Annotated in this window: 17 protein-coding genes; 12 read left to right on the plus strand and 5 right to left on the minus strand. The window is 58.3% G+C overall.

The features are described from left to right. The first annotated feature begins 73 nt into the window (after positions 1–73). Positions 74–1,039 (plus strand): choloylglycine hydrolase, encoded by a 966-nt coding sequence (bsh, locus tag DXB53_RS00275; RefSeq protein ID WP_117582873.1) that lies wholly within the window; start codon positions 74–76, stop codon positions 1,037–1,039. Positions 1,040–1,141: 102 nt separating this feature from the next. Here the strand turns inward: bsh and DXB53_RS00280 are convergent, their stop codons facing one another. Beyond that, positions 1,142–2,053 carry a DMT family transporter gene (locus DXB53_RS00280; RefSeq protein ID WP_117582874.1) on the minus strand — a complete coding sequence of 304 codons (912 nt, stop codon included), beginning with the start codon at positions 2,051–2,053 and terminating at the stop codon, positions 1,142–1,144. 118 nt (positions 2,054–2,171) lie between these two features. On the opposite strand from DXB53_RS00280, the gene DXB53_RS00285 reads away from it, so the two are divergent. Together DXB53_RS00285 and DXB53_RS00290 are read left to right on the plus strand one after the other, a co-directional pair. After that, positions 2,172–3,029: a LysR family transcriptional regulator gene (locus DXB53_RS00285; RefSeq protein ID WP_233503763.1), complete on the plus strand. Its 858-nt coding sequence runs from the start codon at positions 2,172–2,174 to the stop codon at positions 3,027–3,029. 201 nt (positions 3,030–3,230) lie between these two features. Then, the gene (locus tag DXB53_RS00290) at positions 3,231–4,712 is read left to right on the plus strand and encodes an aminotransferase class I/II-fold pyridoxal phosphate-dependent enzyme (protein ID WP_117583002.1); all 1,482 of its coding nucleotides are present in this window, start codon (positions 3,231–3,233) and stop codon (positions 4,710–4,712) included. Between the two features lie 199 nt (positions 4,713–4,911). Here the strand turns inward: DXB53_RS00290 and DXB53_RS00295 are convergent, their stop codons facing one another. After that, positions 4,912–5,322, minus strand: a complete 411-nt coding sequence (locus DXB53_RS00295; RefSeq protein WP_117582876.1) for a peptide deformylase — start codon at positions 5,320–5,322, stop codon at positions 4,912–4,914. Between the two features lie 214 nt (positions 5,323–5,536). Between DXB53_RS00295 and DXB53_RS00300 the strand changes: the two genes are divergently transcribed. After that, positions 5,537–6,448, plus strand: coding sequence for a hypothetical protein (locus tag DXB53_RS00300; RefSeq protein ID WP_117582877.1), 912 nt, complete (start codon positions 5,537–5,539; stop codon positions 6,446–6,448). 395 nt (positions 6,449–6,843) lie between these two features. Here the strand turns inward: DXB53_RS00300 and pdxT are convergent, their stop codons facing one another. Next, complete coding sequence (gene pdxT / locus DXB53_RS00305; RefSeq protein ID WP_117582878.1) at positions 6,844–7,431, minus strand: pyridoxal 5'-phosphate synthase glutaminase subunit PdxT; 588 nt, start codon at positions 7,429–7,431, stop codon at positions 6,844–6,846. A 20-nt stretch (positions 7,432–7,451) separates the two neighbouring features. Next, positions 7,452–8,342 (minus strand): pyridoxal 5'-phosphate synthase lyase subunit PdxS, encoded by an 891-nt coding sequence (gene pdxS / locus DXB53_RS00310; protein WP_117582879.1) that lies wholly within the window; start codon positions 8,340–8,342, stop codon positions 7,452–7,454. A 145-nt stretch (positions 8,343–8,487) separates the two neighbouring features. Here pdxS and DXB53_RS00315 point away from each other — a divergent pair, with 145 nt between their 5' ends. Together DXB53_RS00315 and DXB53_RS00320 are read left to right on the plus strand one after the other, a co-directional pair. Then, positions 8,488–9,924 carry a PLP-dependent aminotransferase family protein gene (locus DXB53_RS00315; RefSeq protein ID WP_117582880.1) on the plus strand — a complete coding sequence of 479 codons (1,437 nt, stop codon included), beginning with the start codon at positions 8,488–8,490 and terminating at the stop codon, positions 9,922–9,924. Between the two features lie 542 nt (positions 9,925–10,466). Continuing rightward, a complete protein-coding gene (locus tag DXB53_RS00320; protein ID WP_117582881.1) occupies positions 10,467–11,348 on the plus strand; it encodes a hypothetical protein in 882 nt (293 codons plus the stop codon). Between the two features lie 242 nt (positions 11,349–11,590). Here the strand turns inward: DXB53_RS00320 and DXB53_RS00325 are convergent, their stop codons facing one another. Then, a complete protein-coding gene (locus DXB53_RS00325; protein WP_070097113.1) occupies positions 11,591–12,154 on the minus strand; it encodes a ferritin family protein in 564 nt (187 codons plus the stop codon). 253 nt (positions 12,155–12,407) lie between these two features. Between DXB53_RS00325 and DXB53_RS00330 the strand changes: the two genes are divergently transcribed. The 6 genes from DXB53_RS00330 to DXB53_RS00355 all read left to right on the plus strand — a co-directional run bounded on the left by DXB53_RS00330 (position 12,408) and on the right by DXB53_RS00355 (position 18,140). After that, entirely contained in the window at positions 12,408–13,628 is a 1,221-nt protein-coding gene (locus DXB53_RS00330; RefSeq protein ID WP_117582882.1) for an iron-containing alcohol dehydrogenase, read from the plus strand. Positions 13,629–13,636: 8 nt separating this feature from the next. After that, positions 13,637–15,016, plus strand: coding sequence for an aldehyde dehydrogenase (locus tag DXB53_RS00335; RefSeq protein WP_117582883.1), 1,380 nt, complete (start codon positions 13,637–13,639; stop codon positions 15,014–15,016). A 91-nt stretch (positions 15,017–15,107) separates the two neighbouring features. After that, on the plus strand, positions 15,108–15,434 hold the full coding sequence (locus DXB53_RS00340) for an HIRAN domain-containing protein (RefSeq protein ID WP_117582884.1): 327 nt from the start codon (positions 15,108–15,110) through the stop codon (positions 15,432–15,434). Positions 15,435–15,452: 18 nt separating this feature from the next. After that, positions 15,453–15,632: a hypothetical protein gene (locus tag DXB53_RS00345; RefSeq protein ID WP_117582885.1), complete on the plus strand. Its 180-nt coding sequence runs from the start codon at positions 15,453–15,455 to the stop codon at positions 15,630–15,632. A 66-nt stretch (positions 15,633–15,698) separates the two neighbouring features. After that, positions 15,699–16,244 carry a metallophosphoesterase gene (locus DXB53_RS00350; RefSeq protein WP_117582886.1) on the plus strand — a complete coding sequence of 182 codons (546 nt, stop codon included), beginning with the start codon at positions 15,699–15,701 and terminating at the stop codon, positions 16,242–16,244. A gap of 138 nt (positions 16,245–16,382) precedes the next feature. Beyond that, positions 16,383–18,140: a DUF2130 domain-containing protein gene (locus tag DXB53_RS00355; protein ID WP_117582887.1), complete on the plus strand. Its 1,758-nt coding sequence runs from the start codon at positions 16,383–16,385 to the stop codon at positions 18,138–18,140. Positions 18,141–18,215 lie beyond the last annotated feature (75 nt).

An 18,215-nucleotide genomic window follows, 5' to 3' on the forward strand; every position in this document is an offset into this window, starting at 1 on the left:
CCGGACTTTTTTGTTTAGCGCTCCTTTGTTTGGTGACAATGACCTTAGTAAGAATATTGAGCTAGGAGGCGCTATGTGCACGAGCATTCGATTTACCGATAATTCTGGCCACATGTATCTGGGCCGTAACCTCGACTGGAGCTTTGACTACGGCCAACAGGTTCGCGTGATGCCGCGCGGGTTTCACATTCCGTATTCGTTTATCGACGACGCGACAGCGGCACACGCGGTGATCGGCATGTGCATCGATTACAAGAACTACCCCATGTTCTTCGACTGCGGCAACGATGCGGGCCTCGCCGTGGCGGGTCTCAATTTCCCGGGTTATGCCAAGTATGCCGAGGACCCTGTCGACGGCAAGACCAATATCGCGGCCTATGAGTTTCCCCTGTGGGTGGCAGCGACGTTCTCGACGGTCGACGAGGTCGAGGCTGCGTTGCACGATACGGTGATTGTCGCCAAATCTGCCGGAGAGGGGCTGGGCGTGTCGCTGCTCCATTGGATTATCGGCGACAGGCAGCGTAGCATCGTGGTCGAGATGATGGCTGACGGCCTGCACGTATACGACGATCCGGTCGACACCCTTGCCAACCAGCCGACCTTCCCGTGGCATATGGAAAATCTACGCACCTATATCACCGCCACAAGCGATTTTCCGCAGACGGCGACGTGGCGTGGCGCCGAGCTTAAGCCTTATGGTGCGGGTGCCGGCATGCGCGGTATTCCGGGTGACTGCTATTCGCCGAGCCGTTTTGTAAAGGCGGCCTATCTCAATGCCAATTACCCGCAAAAGGAGAGCGAGGCCGAAAACGTCGTCCGCATGTTCCGCTCGCTCGAGGGCGTGGCGATGATCGAGGGGGCGTCCAAGATGGGCGATGGCAAGTTCGAGAAGACGATCTACACCGGATGCTTTAGCGCTCGCACGGGCAATTATTACTATGCGACCTACGACGACCCGTCGATTCGCTACGTGAGCTTGATGGATGCCGAGGGTGCGAGCCCCGATAGGCTCGTGGTTCCCGAGCCGCGTCGCTCGTAGCCGATAGCTTCACTGCAATGCAAAGCGCCCCTGCGTCTCCTGTGAGGTGCAGGGGCGCTGCGACCTGGGCTTTATCCCGCATGCGCCCCGAGAAAATGTCCCTTAAGCGCGTGCCGCCTGGGCGACACCGGCCTTGGCGTTTGCGCGTTTGCCGGCGAGTTCGCAAAAAATCGCGCCGCCGATGATAAGTGCGGCGCCCATCAGGCGGACCGGTGTTATGGCTTCGCCTAAAAGGACGGCGGAGAACACGACGGCCGAAAGCGGCTCGAGGTAGCCAACGACCGCGACGGTCTGGACGGGCAGCTTGGCGACGGCACTAAAGTAGAGTAGGCAACCGATGCCGGTGTTGACGACGCCGAGCATGACGACGGCGCGCCAATCAATACTGGCGGCGACGCCGGCGGACAGGAATGAGGGAGCGCCCTGCGTGATGAGCGTGAGGACCAGCGCGGTCACAAAGGCGGCACTCACCTGGAGCGCGGAGTTCTCGAGGCCTTCGATGTGTGGTGCACCCTTGCTAGCGATGACCATCAGCGCATAGCAAAATGCCGAGGCGATGCCGCAGACGATACCCGCAATGGGCATATTGCCGCCTAGACCTTGCGCTGCAATGAGAAAAGCACCGCAAGCAACGGCGATAAAGCCGGCGATTTTGCCGCCGGTCAGCTTTTCGCCAAAGATGAGCGGGGAGAGCGCCATAACGATGATGGGGCCGCAGTAGTACAGCAGCGAGGATACGCCGACGCCTATCGTCTGATACGCGCGGAACAGAAAAATCCAGCTGGCGCCCAGTGCGGCTCCCGAAAGGATCAGGGCTGCGGCTTCTCGGGGGCGAGATGGTGCTTGCAACGTATGGCGTTGGGTGATGGCGAGGATGGTGACAAGCGAGAAGGCTCCCAGAAAGGTGCGCAGCAGCACGATATCGGAGCTCGGCAGCGCGATAGCCGCGGCGATGATGCCGTTAGAACCAAACAACAACAATGCTGCTAAATACGTAAACAGTCCGTTGTTCATGCGCTGCCATCCCCTCTATATCCGAACATGTTCACTATGGGTGAACTGGCTTTAGAAGAAAAGCGAATATAATGCATGGAAAACATAACAAAAACTCATGCAAGGGTGGGGACGTGCTGTGGAGACCAATATCCAAAAGATGCAAGTGCTGCTCGAGACGGTGCGTGCCGGCAGCTTTACGCGTGCTGCAGAGCGGCTGAGCTACTCGCAGTCGGGCGTGAGCCGCATGGTGGGCGACCTTGAGGCAGACTGGGGTTTTAAGGTGCTCGACCGCAGCCGCGAGGGCGTGGTGCTTTCTGCCGACGGGCGGCAGGTCATGCCGGCAGTCGAGGCGTTATGCGAAGAGTTTGGCCGCCTGCAGCGACGCGTGGACGAGATGCGAGGGCTCATGCGTGGCAAGATCTGTATCGGTACGTTTTCGAGTGTGGCGACCCATGTACTGCCGCCGGTGATTGCGCGCTTTCGCGCCGATCACCCGGACGTCGATTATGAGTTGCTGATGGGCGATTACTCAGAGATCGAACAATGGGTGGCAGAGGGTCGCTGCGATCTGGGCTTTATCCCGCGTGAGCCACGCGGCGCCGGCATGGCATCGCGACCGTTGGTGCAAGACGAGCTGATGGCCGTGGTGCCAGCGGACTCCTCGCTTGCCACCGCGGAGGTCGTTTCCCTTGCCGATTTGGCCAACGAGCAGTTTATTCTGCTGGAACGCGGCACCGATGACGAGATTACGCCGCTGTTTCGTCGGGCGGGACTGACAGTGCGATCAAAACTGTCGACCTGGGATGACTATGCGATTATGGCCATGGTCGAGGACGGCCTGGGCGTGAGCATTCTTCCCGCGCTCATCTTGCGCCGCTGTCAGTTCGATGTTGCCGTGCGTTCGCTCGAGGGACATCCCCATCGGCAAATCAATGCGATATATCGCACGACTGATGTTTCGCTTGCCGCTGCCCGATTCCTTGAATACCTCTAAACGTGTATACGTCATTGTCCGCCTTGGGCAAATCTTGGGGTTCGGTACATTTTCTTATGAAATTGAACTTTCGAATGAGGTGCCGCGCTATACTGCTGCCTAAATTGAACCTTAGTTCAATTCGTGTTCTATAAATTGAACTTTGCCAGCAAGGAGGTTCCTGTGGCCCAAGAGACGTTTAGCGATCGCCTGCGACAGGCTATGTCCGATCGCGATGTTCGACAGTCGGACGTGATTCGTGCATCGGAGATGTTCGGCAAAAAACTCGGTAAGAGTCAGATGAGCCAATATGTGAGCGGCAAGACGATCCCGCGGCGCGATGTGGCAGAGCTGCTCGCCCGCATTTTGGAGGTCGATGTTACCTGGCTGCTCGCCGGTGACGCCGATCAAAGCGAGGCATCATCGCCCCGCAACGTTTCCAGGCCCGAACCCCATCCCTCAGCTCAAATTCCAAGGAGCGCCACCATGCGTACTTTTTCTAAATCCACCAAGCTCGATAACGTCCTGTATGACGTGCGCGGTCCTGTCGTCGACGAGGCCGCCCGTATGGAGGACGAGGGCGAGCGCATCCTCAAGCTCAACATCGGCAATCCGGCACCCTTTGGTTTCCGCACGCCCGATGAGGTCATTAAGGACATGCGCCAGCAGCTGCCCGACTGCGAAGGCTATTCCAACTCGCGCGGCCTGTTCTCCGCGCGCAAGGCGATTATGCAGTACTCGCAGATCAAGGGCCTGCCCAATGTTCAGATGGAGCACATCTACACGGGCAACGGCGTGTCCGAACTCATTCAGCTTTCGATGAACGCGCTGCTCGACAACGGCGACGAGATTCTGATCCCCAGCCCTGACTATCCGCTCTGGACGGCGTGCGCAACCCTTGCCGGTGGTCATCCCGTGCACTATCTGTGCGATGAACAGGCGGATTGGTATCCCGACCTGGAGGATATGGAGTCCAAGATCACGAGCGCGACCAAGGCCCTCGTCATCATCAACCCCAACAACCCCACGGGCTCTGTCTATCCGCGCGAGGTGCTCGAGGGCATTGTTGAGATCGCGCGCAGGCACCAGCTCATGATTTTTGCCGACGAGATCTACGACCGCCTGTGCATGGACGGCTACGAGCACGTCTCCATTGCCTCGCTCGCCCCCGACCTGCCCTGCATTACGTTTAGCGGCCTGTCCAAGTCGCATATGATCGCGGGTTATCGCATTGGCTGGATGGTGCTTTCGGGCAACCAACGCTGCATGAGCGACTTCATCATGGGCATCAACATGCTCTCTAACATGCGCCTGTGCTCTAACGTACCGGCTCAGTCGATCGTCCAGACGGCACTCGGCGGCCATCAGTCGGTCAACGACTACATCCGCCCCGGCGGTCGTGTCTACGAGCAGCGCAACTTTGTGTACGAGGCGCTCAGCAAGATCGACGGCATCTCGGTGGTCAAGCCGCGTGCGGCGTTCTATATCTTCCCCAAGATGGATGTTAAAAAGTTCAACATCACCGACGACGAGCAGTTTGCCCTCGACCTGCTGCACGAGAAGAAGATCCTCATCACGCGTGGCGGCGGCTTTAACTGGGGCGAGCCCGACCACTTCCGCATCGTGTACCTGCCGCGCATGGAAGTGCTCAAAGAGTCGCTCGAAGACCTCGCCGACTTCTTTGACCATTACCGTCAATCGTAGGGGATTAGGTGTCTGCCGCCACAAGAATCGAGGCGTAGCAGGATAGACATACGACAGCGAGCGAGCCGCATTTGCGCCAAGGTGACGTGAAATGAGAGGGCGCTGACCTTTTGGTCGCGCCCTCGAAATTGAACGTCAGATTGGCGTGAATGCGGCTCGCGCAGCGTCAAGTGGTCCGCCGTTCGGTAGAACGGCGGAACTAGATCACAATTCCGTTGCAGTGGTCGATTTCGTGTTGGATGATCTCGGCGGTGTAACCCGAGAAGTTTTTGATGCGGTGGACGAAGTTCTCGTCCAAATACTCCACCTTAATGCGACGATAGCGGGTACAGGGACGCTCTCCAGCCAGCGAAAGGCATCCTTCGCTCGTCTGATAGGCATTGACCTGCTCAAGAATTTGAGGGTTGTACATCAACAGCGCCCTGTTGCCATCCTTTACGCAGATGATGCGTTTGCGCACGCCGATCATGTTGGCGGCGAGACCCGCGCACTCGTGCTCATGCTCATGGAGCGTATCCAGGAGGTCCTGCCCGGTCACGGCGTCATCGGGACCCGCGTCTTCGGAAGGCGGGCGTAAAAAGAACTCGGATTTCATGATGGGCTTAATCATGGCGGGCTCCTTAAGGTGGACACGTTTGGTTCAGGTCATGATACCGCGACATGTCGCATTAATGTGTGCACATAGATTCTGCAGCTAGATTGGCGGGCGACACCATAAACTAATGGACGTTTTGCCGAGAGGCATGAATGTTTAAAGCGCAAAGAGTGCGCGACGGGCCCCGCGAATGGGGCGATGATGCCCGAGAGGGCCAAGAAGGAGTCTCATGTCCGAGAACGAAGAGATCATGAACGAGACCGAGAACGAGACCATGGCTGCCGAGGTTGAGGCAGTCGAGACCGTGGAGACCGAAGCTGCCGAGGTTGAGGCTGCTGACGAGGTTTCCGCCGAGGAGGAGGCCGAGGTTGTCGAGGCCGCCGTTGATTACGATGACGAAGAGCTGATGGACAAGATGCAGAAGGCCGCCCGCCTGCTGCGTAGCCGTCGCTTTGCTATTTCCAAGGAGGAGGAGGCCAAGGCCGAGCGCATGGCAAACATCGAGCGCGCCATCAAGCTCCTTGACCTCAAGCCCAAGATGGAGCAGAAGGAGATGTCCGACCTGCTGGGCATGCGCCTCCGTGAGCTCGATGGCCTGATGGCCGAGGCCGAGGCTGCCGATCTGGTCGGCCGCATCGACGACGCCGAGGGCGATATGCGCAAGATCGTCGTCTTCGCTGCCGAGGATGCTGCCGAGGGCCTGGTCGAGCTTGCCAACAAGAAGGAGAAGCTCCTGCCCGAGCTTTCTTATGAGGAGGCCACCGAGCTGATGGCCGCCCTCGATAAGGTTATCGCTCCGCTTGTCGCCATGGGCTTGGACGAGGACCGCGGTCCTCGTGGCGGCCGTGACGAGCGCGGTGGCCGTGGCGGTGACCGTGGCGGTCGCGGCGGCTTTGGCGATCGCGGTGGCCGTGGCGGTGACCGCGGCGGTCGCGGCGGCGATCGCGGCGGCCGTGGCGGCTTTGGCGACCGTGGCGGCGACCGCGGCGGTCGCGGCGGCTTTGGCGGCAACCGTGGTGGCTTTGGCGACCGTGGCGGCAACCGTGGCGGCTTCGGCGGCAACCGTGGCGGCGACCGCGGCGGTCGCGGTGGTGATCGCGGCGGCCGCAACGGTGGCGGCTTCCGCGGCAACCGCTTCTAATTGGGTTGCGCGGTTTTACCAAACCGCGCAACTGCTCGACGCTGCGCGGCCACCAGAGCGACAAATTGTCATTCAAAGAGGACGGCATGACCAGAAGGTCTATGCCGTCCTCTTTTCATGCCAATTTGTTCGCTCTGGTGGGCGCTCGCTTTCGTTGCCGAAACATCGACATTGCCTTGGTCGAAACCTGCCAAAAAGGGACAGGTTTATTTTGGTCGGTTTTATCTGGGCAAACGTGGTCATCTATCGCAATGTAGTCGTTGGGGACGTTCTTGTTTGAGTAGTCGTTTAAGAACGTCCCCAACGACTACATAGTATGAGAGTGGATAATCTCCTGGTATGAGCCCATATTCATGCTCAAGGTGGGGGATTATCCACTCTCGTTTCTGTTCTTCCTACATTTGTAGGAGCAGTTCGTGGAGGCGGGTGTCTTCGTCGAGTTCGGGGTGGAAGGTTACGCCGAGCTGGTTGCCTTGGCGGGCGGCGACGATGCGCCCGTCGACTTTCGCTAAGGCCTTGGCGTCGCCGTGGACCTCGACGATGCGGGGCGCGCGGATAAACGTCAGCGGCACTTCACCGTCGATGCCGGCTACCTGCCCCTTGGTTCGAAAACTGCCGAGCTGCCTGCCGTAGGCATTGCGCTCGACAAGTACATCCATGGTTGCCAAACGCGGCGTCCCCTTATCGTCATGGGCGGCAAGGTCGTGAGCCAGCAGAATCAGGCCGGCGCAGGTGCCCAGGACGGGCATGCCTTTAGCGATGCGGGCACGAAGCTCCTCGAGCATGCCCAACTCATCAAGCAGCTTCCCTTGAACGGTAGACTCGCCGCCGGGAAGTACCAGACGGTCAAAGTCCTGCTTCAAATCAGCCGCCTGCCTCAGCTCAATACAACGTGCGCCCAGCTCGGATAGCCTTGCCTCGTGCTCGGCAAAAGCACCTTGGACCGCCAGCACGGCGACCGTTTGGTCTGCATAATCGCTCATGTGCGATCCTTTCTGTTGGACTAGCGCCCGCGCTCCTCCATGATGATTTCGATTTCGTCAGCGTTGATGCCTACCATGGCCTCGCCCAGGTCCTCCGAAAGCTCGGCGATGAGTTTGGCGTCATTGAAGTTTGCCACGGCCTTAACGATGGCGGCGGCGCGCTTGGCGGGGTCGCCGCTCTTAAAGATGCCCGAGCCGACAAAGACGCCTTCGGCGCCCAGCTGCATCATCAGCGCGGCGTCGGCAGGGGTTGCCACACCGCCGGCGGCAAAGTTCACGACGGGGAGCTTGCCCGTGGCATGGACCTCGCGGACCAGCTCGACCGGCACCTGCAGTTGCTTGGCTGCCTCAAAGAGCTCGTCGTCACGCAGGGCACCTACGTCGCGGATCTGCTTTTGGATCTTGCGCATATGGCGCACGGCCTGGACCACGTCGCCCGTGCCCGGCTCGCCCTTGGTGCGGATCATCGTGGCGCCCTCGGCGACGCGGCGCAGCGCTTCGCCCAGGTCACGGGCACCGCAGACAAACGGGACGTCAAACTGGGTCTTATCGATGTGGTAGACATCGTCGGCGGGGGAGAGAACCTCGGACTCGTCGATGTAGTCGATCTCGATGGCCTGCAGGATCTGCGCCTCGACAATGTGACCGATGCGGCACTTGGCCATAACGGGGATGGAGACGGCCTCCTGGATGCCCTTGATCATCTTGGGGTCGCTCATGCGCGAGACGCCGCCTGCGGCACGGATGTCGGCCGGGATGCGCTCGAGAGCCATGACGGCGCAGGCGCCTGCCTCCTCGGCGATGCGTGCCTGCTCGGGCGTGGTGACGTCCATGATGACGCCGCCCTTGAGCATCTGCGCGAGTTCGCGGTTGAGTTTGACGCGATCGGCCTTGCTGGTCTGTTCTGCCATGGTTGCTCCCTTGGTTGGCATGTGCATTGCTTGACGGAACATCCTATCGGGGAGCTGGGTATGGCGAAATACTCAGTTTTCGAGATAATAACAAGGTCAGACTAATACCAGATTGAATGACTTAATAAGGTCAGGTGATAGACTCATGCTTGACTATAATTTGGAAAAACGCGGCGAAGCATCGCTCTATGAGTATGTTTACCAGCAAATTCGAGATGATATTGTTGCTGGACGCATTGCGGCGGGGGAGCATCTGCCGTCTAAGCGCGCCTTTGCGAGTCATCTGGGAGTCAGTGTCATTACCATCGAGAATGCATATAGCCAGTTGCTTGCCGAGGGCTATATTTGCTCAATGCCGCGCCGTGGCTACTACGCTTGCGAGCTTCCGGATGCACCGGTTTTGCCTTTGGTTACGGGGGATATCGACCGCGATGCTGTCTCTGTGGACCCCGGCACGCCTGACGCCGATGGGTGTGCCGAGCGATTCGACTCACTTTCTCCATCCGCATTGGAGGCGGCTAGGCTTTGGCAAGGCGCGCTGCGGGCAACGCTGTCATCCGAAGACGAGCGCGAGATCTTTTCGCCCGCGCCAGCGCAGGGCACCGCTCGGCTACGACGCGCAATCGCTCGCCATCTGCGCGGGACGAGGGGCATGAATGTCGACCCCGACAACATTGTTATCGGTGCGGGCGCCCAGCTGCTCGATACCATGTTGGTTCAGTTGCTTGGCGCGGACAAGGTGTATGCCGTCGAGGATCCAGGCTATTTGCGCTTGACGCGCATCTATCAGGTCATGGGTTGCGAAGTGCGGCATGTCCCGTTGGATGCTGAGGGCGTGGACTTGAGCGCGCTGCAGAAAACCGGGACCGATGTCCTTCACCTGATGCCGTCTCATCAGTATCCGACCGGTCTTGTGACGAGCATTGCGCGTCGCTATGCGCTGCTGAGCTGGGCCGCCGAGCGACCAGGTCGGTATCTCATCGAAGATGACTTTGATTGTGAGTTTCGCCTTGCCGGCAAGCCGATTCCCGCGCTCGCGTCGATCGATGCCGCCCAGTCGGTTATCTACACCAACACGTTTTCGAAGAGCCTTTCATCGGCGTTGCGTTTGGCGTACATGGTGCTGCCCGATGAGCTAATGGAGAGGTTTAAACGCAACCTTGGTTTCTACGCCTCGTCGGTAAGTTCTGTTGATCAGGTTGCCTTGGCGCGTTTGCTGGAATCGGGTGATTACGAGCGGCATGTGAACCGCGTGCGCGTGCGTGCTCGCGAGGCACGCGATGGCCTGGCAGCGCTTGTACGGAAAGCGTTTCCGGCAGGGGAGGTCTCGATCGAGCATGCAGACGCGGGCCTTTACTGTATCGTGGTTGCGGAGCGTGGAATGGGCGGAAGCACTTTTGCACGGGCCCTCACGCGCTCGAGCATCCCTTTTATCGATATCGGTGACTGTTTTTGGTGTGCCGATGGCGCATCTGTCCCTGAAAACTCAACTCAAATTCTTGTTCAGTATGACGATCTGAGTCCAAAAGTACTAACTATCTTGGAATTGCAGCTAATGGGGGGCACTCTGCAACCTAAGTGAGTAGACTTTTAGCACTTTGGCGACCAGGCAGTTTTGTAACAAGCTATCTACCTGCGGTTTTGAAAAGCAGGATGACCGGCCTGATCGGGATGTTCAAAAAAGTCTACTCACTTGCCGCGCAAAGCTCCTGCATGAGAAAAAAATGGGGTTTTCAACAGGGCTTCGTCCAGCTCTTGGCAAGCTTTTGGCCAGTTGGGGAGGGCTGTTGAAAACTCGGCAGTCCGTTCGGCGCCATTTTTGGTGCGTTCGCGCCAATGCGTGACTGACTGGGTTGAAATTCGTGTTTTCCTGTGCCTATGAAGGATCTACTTTGTGACATATCGGCTTTTAGGTACTGGCGTTTGCCCCCTCAGGTCCGCGCTTTGTGTCCGCCGCTTCCACGGCCGGAAGAAGACCGGCAGCGATATGAACTCGCCCGTAACCCGACGGCTGCGGTTGCGCTCGGTTTTCCACTGTATACGTTGGTTCGGACGAGAAACAAACGGACTTGCCCTGCCAGCATTAGGCAGCGGCTGTTCCTTGGTGAGCTCCCCAGGGAATCCGTGCTGGAAACGGAGCATGGGTTTTTGGTTACGTCTCCTCTACTGACGGCATTCATTATGTCGCGGCATCTGACGGATCTTCAGCTTCTTTTGGTATTGGCGGAGATGTGTGGCTCGTTTGCGGTGTGCGCTCTGCCGGCGGCACTTGAGGCGGAGCTTACGCGTGCAATTGATTCGGGCGCGATTTCGACAACGTTCGGTTGGGTGCGATGTCCGTCCGAGGACGGTACCGCTTCGAATTTATGGCGTCGAGATGCTTTGGTTTTGGGCGGAGACCTTGACCGTTTTTGTTCAGATGTTTGCGGGATGCGTTACGGCAATAGATTTATAGCGGTATCGCAACTCGTTCCATTGGACGCCGCGTCGCCTTTTGAGGTCGAGGCGTATTTGCTACTTGCACTGCCGCGATCCCTGGGAGGAGAAGGTTTTTGCGGCATAGAGCTCAATGTTGAAGTGATGCTAAGCACAAGTGCTCGAGCGATTGTGGGAAAGTCCCGTGTATATATCGACCTACTTCTTTCTTCGCTGGACGGCAGGCGACAGGTGGCCATTGAATGTCAGGGAAAGGCCTCGCACGGACGCGCAGGGGATGGCTTGCGTGACGCTGACCGCATGACGGCCCTTCAGGCCATGGGCTACGATGTACTTCTCCTGACACACAGACAGATATCCGATGAGGGTAGATTCCACGCGATCGTTAAGGCCGTATGCAGGATGCTCGATGCTGAATATCGTGATAAAAGCTCAGATGAGCAAAGGGCTGAGACATTACTCCGGTCTGAACTATTCGTTGACTGGTCAAAACTGGGAGAAATCGACAAAAAGATGCCCGTTAGACACAAAAAGGCCCGATCATGGACGGTTGCAAATCTAAGTGAGTAGACTTTTAGCGTGATGGCGACCAGATTGTTTTGCGGCAAGCTATCTACCTGCGGTTTTATAAAGCAATACGGGTGGTCTGCTCGACAAGTTCCCAAAAGGCTACTCACTTAGTTTTTGACGCGAAGCCGATGTCAAAGGTGGTCCTATTTTTGGGGCGTTAACTGGTTTGCAAGACACGAAAAAGGCCCGAACCATGCGGTCCGGGCCTTATAAAGCTAGAGAATGTCTCTCAGGCGTTTGGCTTAGCCGAAGTAGCGCTTTAGCAGGCCGGCGAAAGCCTTGCCGTGGCGAGCCTCGTCGCGAGCCATCTCGTGCACGGTGTCGTGGATGGCATCGAGACCAGCGGCCTTGGCGCGCTTGGCAAGATCGGTCTTGCCGGCGGTGGCGCCATTCTCGGCCTCAACGCGCATCTCGAGGTTCTTCTTGGTGGAGTCGGTCACGACCTCGCCCAGGAGCTCGGCGAACTTGGCGGCGTGCTCGGCCTCCTCGTGGGCGGCCTTCTCCCAGTACAGGCCGATCTCGGGATAACCCTCGCGATGAGCAACGCGAGCCATGGCCAGGTACATACCGACCTCGGAGCACTCGCCCTCAAAGTTGGCGCGCAGGTCAGCAACGATGTCCTCGGAGACGCCCTCCATCTTGGCGACGCCCACAACGTGCTCGGCAGCCCACTCGAGCTGACCCTCCTCCTGCTTTAGGAAGCGAGAGCCGGGAACGCCGCACTGGGGGCACTTGAAATCCTCGGGCAGCTGGTCGCCGTCGAACTCTTCCACATAACCGCAAACGGGGCAAACAAACTTCATAATTCGATCCTTTCGATCGATGGCGATGGCGCGCTCGTCCGGTCCCGTAAGGGCCCTCTCCGGACGTGCGTCTTGACGAGTTCTATTATCCATAAATGCAACCGAATGTGAAGCCTATTAGGAATGATTTTTAATAAAAAATTTTAGGCATGTGAAGATGTTGATTGATTAACGATTTGCAAGCCATATGCGGACGCCGATGAGTACAATCGGTCGAACAAATGTTGACCTATCAACAAATGAAGGAGTTTCCTTTATGCATCTAGCCCGCCGCGCCTGGTGCCGAACATATCAGACGGTTTTTCGCATCGCATTGCCGATCCTGCCCTATACCGAGCCGCGCATTTTGGAGCATGCCGAGGATGTGCCCGCAGTGCTTCAAAAGCGCTCGATCCAGAAGGTCCTTATCGTGACAGACCCTGGTATTGCTCGTTTGGGACTCACGGCATCACTCGAGCGTGCGCTTACGGCTCAGGGGATTGGCGTTACGGTCTATGCCGAAACGCGTGCGAATCCCACGGTCTCAAACGTGGAGGAAGCGGCGTCCCTGTATCGCGAGAGCGCCTGCCAGGCCATTATCGGCTTTGGTGGCGGTTCGGCCATGGACTGCGCCAAGGGTGTGGGCGCACGCATCGCACAGCCAAATAAGCCCATCAACAAGATGCGTGGCCTGTTGCGCGTCCACCGTCTCCTGCCGCTGCTTATTGCGGTTCCCACTACCGCCGGTACGGGAAGCGAAGTCACACTCGCGGCGGTTATCACCGATGACGAGACGCACTACAAGTACCCCATTAACGACTTTGTGCTGATCCCGCGCTTTGCGGTGCACGACCCCGAGTTTACGCGCGGCCTGCCCGCCTCCATTACGGGGCAAACGGGCATGGACGCCCTGACGCATGCCGTCGAGGCCTTTATCGGGCGCAGCACCACGCCCTATACGCGCAAGATGGCGCGCCAGGCGGTGCAGCTCATCCACGACAATTTGCTCGAGGCCTATGAGTGCGGTGGCAACATGTGTGCGCGCCGCAATATGCTTTCGGCGGCGTATAAAGCGGGCGTTGCCTTTACGCGCTCTTATGTTGGATACGTCCATGCCATCGCGCACAGCCTGGGCGGGCGTTACGGGATTCCCCACGGCTTGGCCAACGCCATCATCCTGCCGCACATGCTTCGCGCCTATGGCGAAGCTGCTGCTCCCAAGCTCGCCGATCTCGCCCGCATGGCCGGCATTGCGCCGGCTAATGCGCTGGACAACGTGGCTGCTGAGGCCTTTATCGATTGGGTCGACCGCATGAATGCCGCCTTGGGCATTCCCAAATATGTGACGGGCATTCGCCGCTCCGATATTCCGCAAATGGCGGCCCATGCCGATGCCGAGGCCAATCCGCTATACCCCGTTCCACTTTTGATGGACCGTTTGGAGCTCGAGCGTATGTACGAGGTCGTCGCGGGTGGTATGTTTGAGGATGAGAACTAGGAGGGCCCATGAACACCGAGGAAATCGCGCGCATTGTCGGCGAACAGCGCGCCTACTTTAAGACGCGCGCCACGTTTGATGTCGATGCTCGACGTCGCGCCCTCGTGCGCCTGCGCGAGGCGGTGCGGGCACACGAGACCGATATTGCCCATGCGCTCAAGACCGATTTGGGAAAGTCGCATGACGAGGCCTATATGTGTGAGATCGGCACCTCGCTTTCCGAGATTCGTCATCAGATTGCGCGTGTGGCTCGATGGAGCCGTCCGCGCCTGCGTCCGTGTGACCTCGCCAACGCCGTGAGTGTGTGCAAAACGCAAGCCGTGCCCTATGGCGTCACGCTCATTATGGCGCCCTGGAACTACCCGTTTTTGCTAACGCTCGAGCCGCTTGCCGGCGCCCTTGCCGCGGGCAATACCGTGGTCATCAAGCCGAGTGCCTATGCTCCGGCATCGAGCGCGGTGCTCAGGCAGATTTGCGAGGAAGCATTTGATCCGCGCCTGGTGACGGTCGTCGAAGGCGGGCGTGCCGAGAATGAGGCGCTGCTCGACGAGAGCTGGGACAAGATTTTCTTTACCGGTAGCGTTCCGGTCGGCAAGCTCGTCATGGAGCGCGCAAGTAAAAACCTGACGCCCGTGACGCTTGAGCTGGGCGGAAAGAGCCCCTGCATTGTGGATGCCACGGCAAACTTAAAAGCCGCGGCACGGCGCATCGCCTTTGGTAAATGGCTCAACGTGGGGCAGACCTGCGTGGCGCCCGACTACCTGCTGGTCGATACGCGCGTACACGATGAGCTGTTGGGCCTCATCAGGGAGGAGACCCGTCGCATGTTTGGCGAGCATCCGCTCGACAACGAGGATTACGGTCATATCGTCAACGCCAAGCATTTTGCGCGCGTGCGCGGACTGATCGATCCCGGTAAGGTCGTGCTTGGAGGCGCCGCGCGCGAGGCTTCTCTCAAGATTGAGCCGACGATTTTGGACGGCGTGGCGCCCGATGATGCCGTGATGCAGGAGGAGATTTTCGGCCCCATCCTGCCGGTGCTGACGTATGAGAGCTTAGACAGGGTCGAGACGTTTATTACCGATCGCCCGACGCCGCTGGCCCTGTATATCTTTAGCCAGGACCGCGCGGTTCAGCAGCGCTTTGTGCGTTATGTGCCCTTTGGCGGCGGCTGCGTCAACGACACGATTATGCACTTGGCTACGAGCCATATGGGCTTTGGTGGCATGGGCGCGAGCGGTATGGGGCAATACCATGGACGCGAGAGCTTCGATACGTTTAGCCACAAGAAGAGCATCGTGAACAAGGCAACGTGGTTGGACGTGCCATTCCGCTATGCCCCTTATGCAAGCTGGAAGCACAAGTTCGTGCGCATGTTTGTGCATTAGAATCAGATAAGGATGAATTTATGTCCGCACGGGCCCGTAGACTTCTCGATAAGGTCAAACGCTGGTTTATCCGGCCGTTAGAGGAGTTGCCATGTACGAGCCTTCACGTGTTCTTCTGTCGTTTCATATCGTAGGATTTCAATATGCCGACGGTGCTTTGGTCCTAGGCGATCTTAAAGCGGGCGATAAACTGACGCTGTGTGCCGAGCACGATAATCCCCATGATCCCGAGGCGGTTGCGATCTATTACGGCAACACCAAGCTTGGCTATGTTCCGGGAAACGAGGTCGGCCCGCTGTCCTTGATGATGTATTACGGCCACGAGGATGTGTTTGAGGCCCGCGTACAACAGGTTGCCCCCGAGCGCAGCCCGTGGCATCAGGTGCGCGTTGGCCTCTATGTGGTGGATGCTCGCTAGTCGGCAATGGAGGCTGCCATGTTTGATGACGATGACCTGTTCGATCTGACAGATGACCCGTTTGAGTGGGATATGCTACTTGATGACGATGAGTTGGAGCAGGACCGCAAAAAGCAAAAGGATAAGAACACTCCGGGAAAAGATTCGAATAAAAAGGACAAGCGCCGCCGCGGACTGTTCGGCGGGCTCTTTGGATAACCGCCGCATCGCTACGTCTGTATACTTAGCACGAGTTGAACGCGTTGCGAAATGAGGGCATAGACGATGATGTGGTTTACCGCCGACCTGCACCTGGGCGATACGAATATCTTGCACGACATGGATCGGCCGTTTGATTCGGTCGAGGAGATGAACCGCAAGGTCATCGATGCCATCAATGAGTGCGTGGCTGTGGACGACCGCCTCTATATCTTGGGAGACTTTACCTATCGTTTGCCCCTGGCAGAGGCGGTGCGCCTGCGCGAGCGCATCGAATGCCAGAACGTGACGCTCATCCGTGGCAACCATGACAGCGACTGGGAAGATCCAGCTGCGCCCCAAATCTGGGAAGACGTGCGTGATTACTTGGAGGTTGCTCCCGGCTATGCCAAGGGCCATCGTCTGGTTATGAGCCACTACCCCATGCTCAGCTGGAATGGTAAGGCGCGTGGCGCCATCATGCTACACGGGCATATCCACAGCAGAGGAGACCGCACCAACGCTCGCAACCGCGATCGCGAGCGCCCCATTTACCGCTACGATGTGGGCCTCGACGCCAACAACTACAAGCCCGTAAGCCGAGACCAGATCCTGAATTTCTTTGGACTGTAGCTCGCAAACCGCCACGAAGGGGACAGGCACCTTTGTGGTGGTTCTGGCGCCGTAGTCATTCTGGCAGCGGCGCCTATTTTGTCCGCGCGGCGCGGTAGAGTGTAGGCGGTTGAAGTTTGCGTCCATCGAGGAGCTGCTATGAACGAGATTAAGTGCCCGCATTGCGGCGAAGTTTTTAAGGTCGATGCGTCCGGCTATGCGGATATCGTCAAACAAGTGCGCAATGCCGAGTTTTCGCGCGATCTGGATGAGCGTGTGAGGGCAGTCCAGCGCGAGGGCGAGCAGGCGCTGGAGCTTGAGCGCTCGCGTTCGACGGCTGCCTTGCAAGAGGCAGAGTCTCAGCGCAACGCTCAGCTTGCCGAGCAGAAGAACACTGCGGAGCAGAAGCTGGCACAAGAGGTTGCCAAGCGCGACGCTGAGCTTGCCGAGCTGCGCGCCAAGCTCGAAGGCGCTGCCGCAGAGCGCGAGAGTGCAAGTCGGCGCGCGGCGGTTGAGGCCCGCGCCGATGCTCAAAAGGAGAACGCCGAGCTTCAGCGCGAGATCGACAATTTGCGTGCGCAGCTGGAGCGCAAAGATGACGAAGCCAAGCTCGTCGAGTCGGCGACGCGCAATGCCGCTCAAAACGATTTAGCTGCACGTGATGCTCAGATTGCTGAGCTGCAGGCCAGACTTGCCGCGGCGGACAAGGCCCAGGAGATGGCGCTTGCCGCCGCTGCGGCCGAGTCGCAGCGTGAGCTCGATGCCGCTCGCAGCGAGGCCGAGCGCGCGCTTGCTGACTATCGCGTGAAGGTGCAAGAGAAGTTTTCTGCCGCAAAGGCACAGTCCGAGCAAGAGGCCGAGGGTCTGCGTGCCCAGTTGCGCGAGCAGGAACTGATGGCAAAAATGAACCTATCGGAGGCGGTCGCCGCGGCGGAGCGAGAGCGCGATGAGGCACGTGCCAAGCTGACGAGCGAGCTGGCGGTGCGCGATTCGCGTGAGGAACAGGCCCAGGCAGCCCACGAGCTTGAGCTTGCGCAGGCCAAGCGCGTGAGCGACGAGTTGATTCGCTACAAGGATGAAGAAATCGAGCGTCTTAAGGACATGAAGGTCCGCCTGTCCACCAAGATGGTGGGCGAGTCGCTCGAGCAGCACTGCGAGACCGAGTTTAACCGTCTGCGCATGACGGCGTTTCCCAACGCTTACTTCGAGAAAGATAACGATGCGTCCGAGGGCACCAAGGGCGACTTTATCTTCCGCGAGTGCGACGCAAGCGGCAATGAGGTCATTTCGATTATGTTCGAGATGAAAAACGAGAACGACGAGACCGCGACCAAGCATAAAAACGAGGACTTCTTTAAGAAACTCGATCACGATCGTCGCCAGAAAGGCTGTGAGTACGCGGTGCTCTGTACGCTGCTCGAGCCCGAGAGTGACCTCTATAACGCCGGCATCGTGGACGTGAGCTATCGCTACGAGAAGATGTACGTGATCCGTCCGCAGTTTTTCATTCCCATGATTACACTTCTTCGCAACGCCGCCATGGGTTCGCTGCGCTATAAGCAGGAGCTAGCGGAGTACAAACAGCAGAATATCGACGTCACGAACTTCGAAGCCAAGATGGAAAAGTTCAAGAACGATTTCGGTCGCAACTACGAGATCGCGAGCCGCAAGTTCCAAACGGCGATCGATGAGATTGACAAGACGATTAGTCATCTGCAGAAAACCAAGGAAGCGTTGCTGTCCTCCGAGAACAATCTGCGCCTAGCCAACAAGAAAGCCGACGATCTTACCATTCGCAAGCTCACGTGGGGTAACAAGACCATGAAGGCAGCGTTTGACGAGGCACGCGGGGCTGCGCCAGAGACAAACGATGAGCCCGCCGAGGCGGATTCGTATGAGGTCGAGGATGCCGAGTAAGGCATAGCGTATAGTGCAAAAGCGGGCCGCTGGCGATATTGCCAACGGCCCCGTTTCATTTCGTTCCAGTATGTA

Source organism: Collinsella sp. OM04-5 (assembly GCF_003439125.1).
Lineage (GTDB): Bacteria > Actinomycetota > Coriobacteriia > Coriobacteriales > Coriobacteriaceae > Collinsella.

Bases quoted from the DNA above. Each gene is read 5' to 3' on its own strand.
- bsh (WP_117582873.1), top strand. From the start codon at position 74: ATGTGCACGAGCATTCGATTTACCGATAATTCTGGCCACATGTATCTG.
- DXB53_RS00280 (WP_117582874.1), bottom strand. From the start codon at position 2,053: ATGAACAACGGACTGTTTACGTATTTAGCAGCATTGTTGTTGTTTGGT.
- DXB53_RS00290 (WP_117583002.1), top strand. From the start codon at position 3,231: ATGTCCGATCGCGATGTTCGACAGTCGGACGTGATTCGTGCATCGGAG.
- DXB53_RS00295 (WP_117582876.1), bottom strand. From the start codon at position 5,322: ATGATTAAGCCCATCATGAAATCCGAGTTCTTTTTACGCCCGCCTTCC.
- DXB53_RS00300 (WP_117582877.1), top strand. From the start codon at position 5,537: ATGTCCGAGAACGAAGAGATCATGAACGAGACCGAGAACGAGACCATG.
- pdxT (WP_117582878.1), bottom strand. From the start codon at position 7,431: ATGAGCGATTATGCAGACCAAACGGTCGCCGTGCTGGCGGTCCAAGGT.
- pdxS (WP_117582879.1), bottom strand. From the start codon at position 8,342: ATGGCAGAACAGACCAGCAAGGCCGATCGCGTCAAACTCAACCGCGAA.
- DXB53_RS00315 (WP_117582880.1), top strand. From the start codon at position 8,488: ATGCTTGACTATAATTTGGAAAAACGCGGCGAAGCATCGCTCTATGAG.
- DXB53_RS00330 (WP_117582882.1), top strand. From the start codon at position 12,408: ATGCATCTAGCCCGCCGCGCCTGGTGCCGAACATATCAGACGGTTTTT.
- DXB53_RS00335 (WP_117582883.1), top strand. From the start codon at position 13,637: ATGAACACCGAGGAAATCGCGCGCATTGTCGGCGAACAGCGCGCCTAC.
- DXB53_RS00340 (WP_117582884.1), top strand. From the start codon at position 15,108: ATGTACGAGCCTTCACGTGTTCTTCTGTCGTTTCATATCGTAGGATTT.
- DXB53_RS00345 (WP_117582885.1), top strand. From the start codon at position 15,453: ATGTTTGATGACGATGACCTGTTCGATCTGACAGATGACCCGTTTGAG.
- DXB53_RS00350 (WP_117582886.1), top strand. From the start codon at position 15,699: ATGATGTGGTTTACCGCCGACCTGCACCTGGGCGATACGAATATCTTG.
- DXB53_RS00355 (WP_117582887.1), top strand. From the start codon at position 16,383: ATGAACGAGATTAAGTGCCCGCATTGCGGCGAAGTTTTTAAGGTCGAT.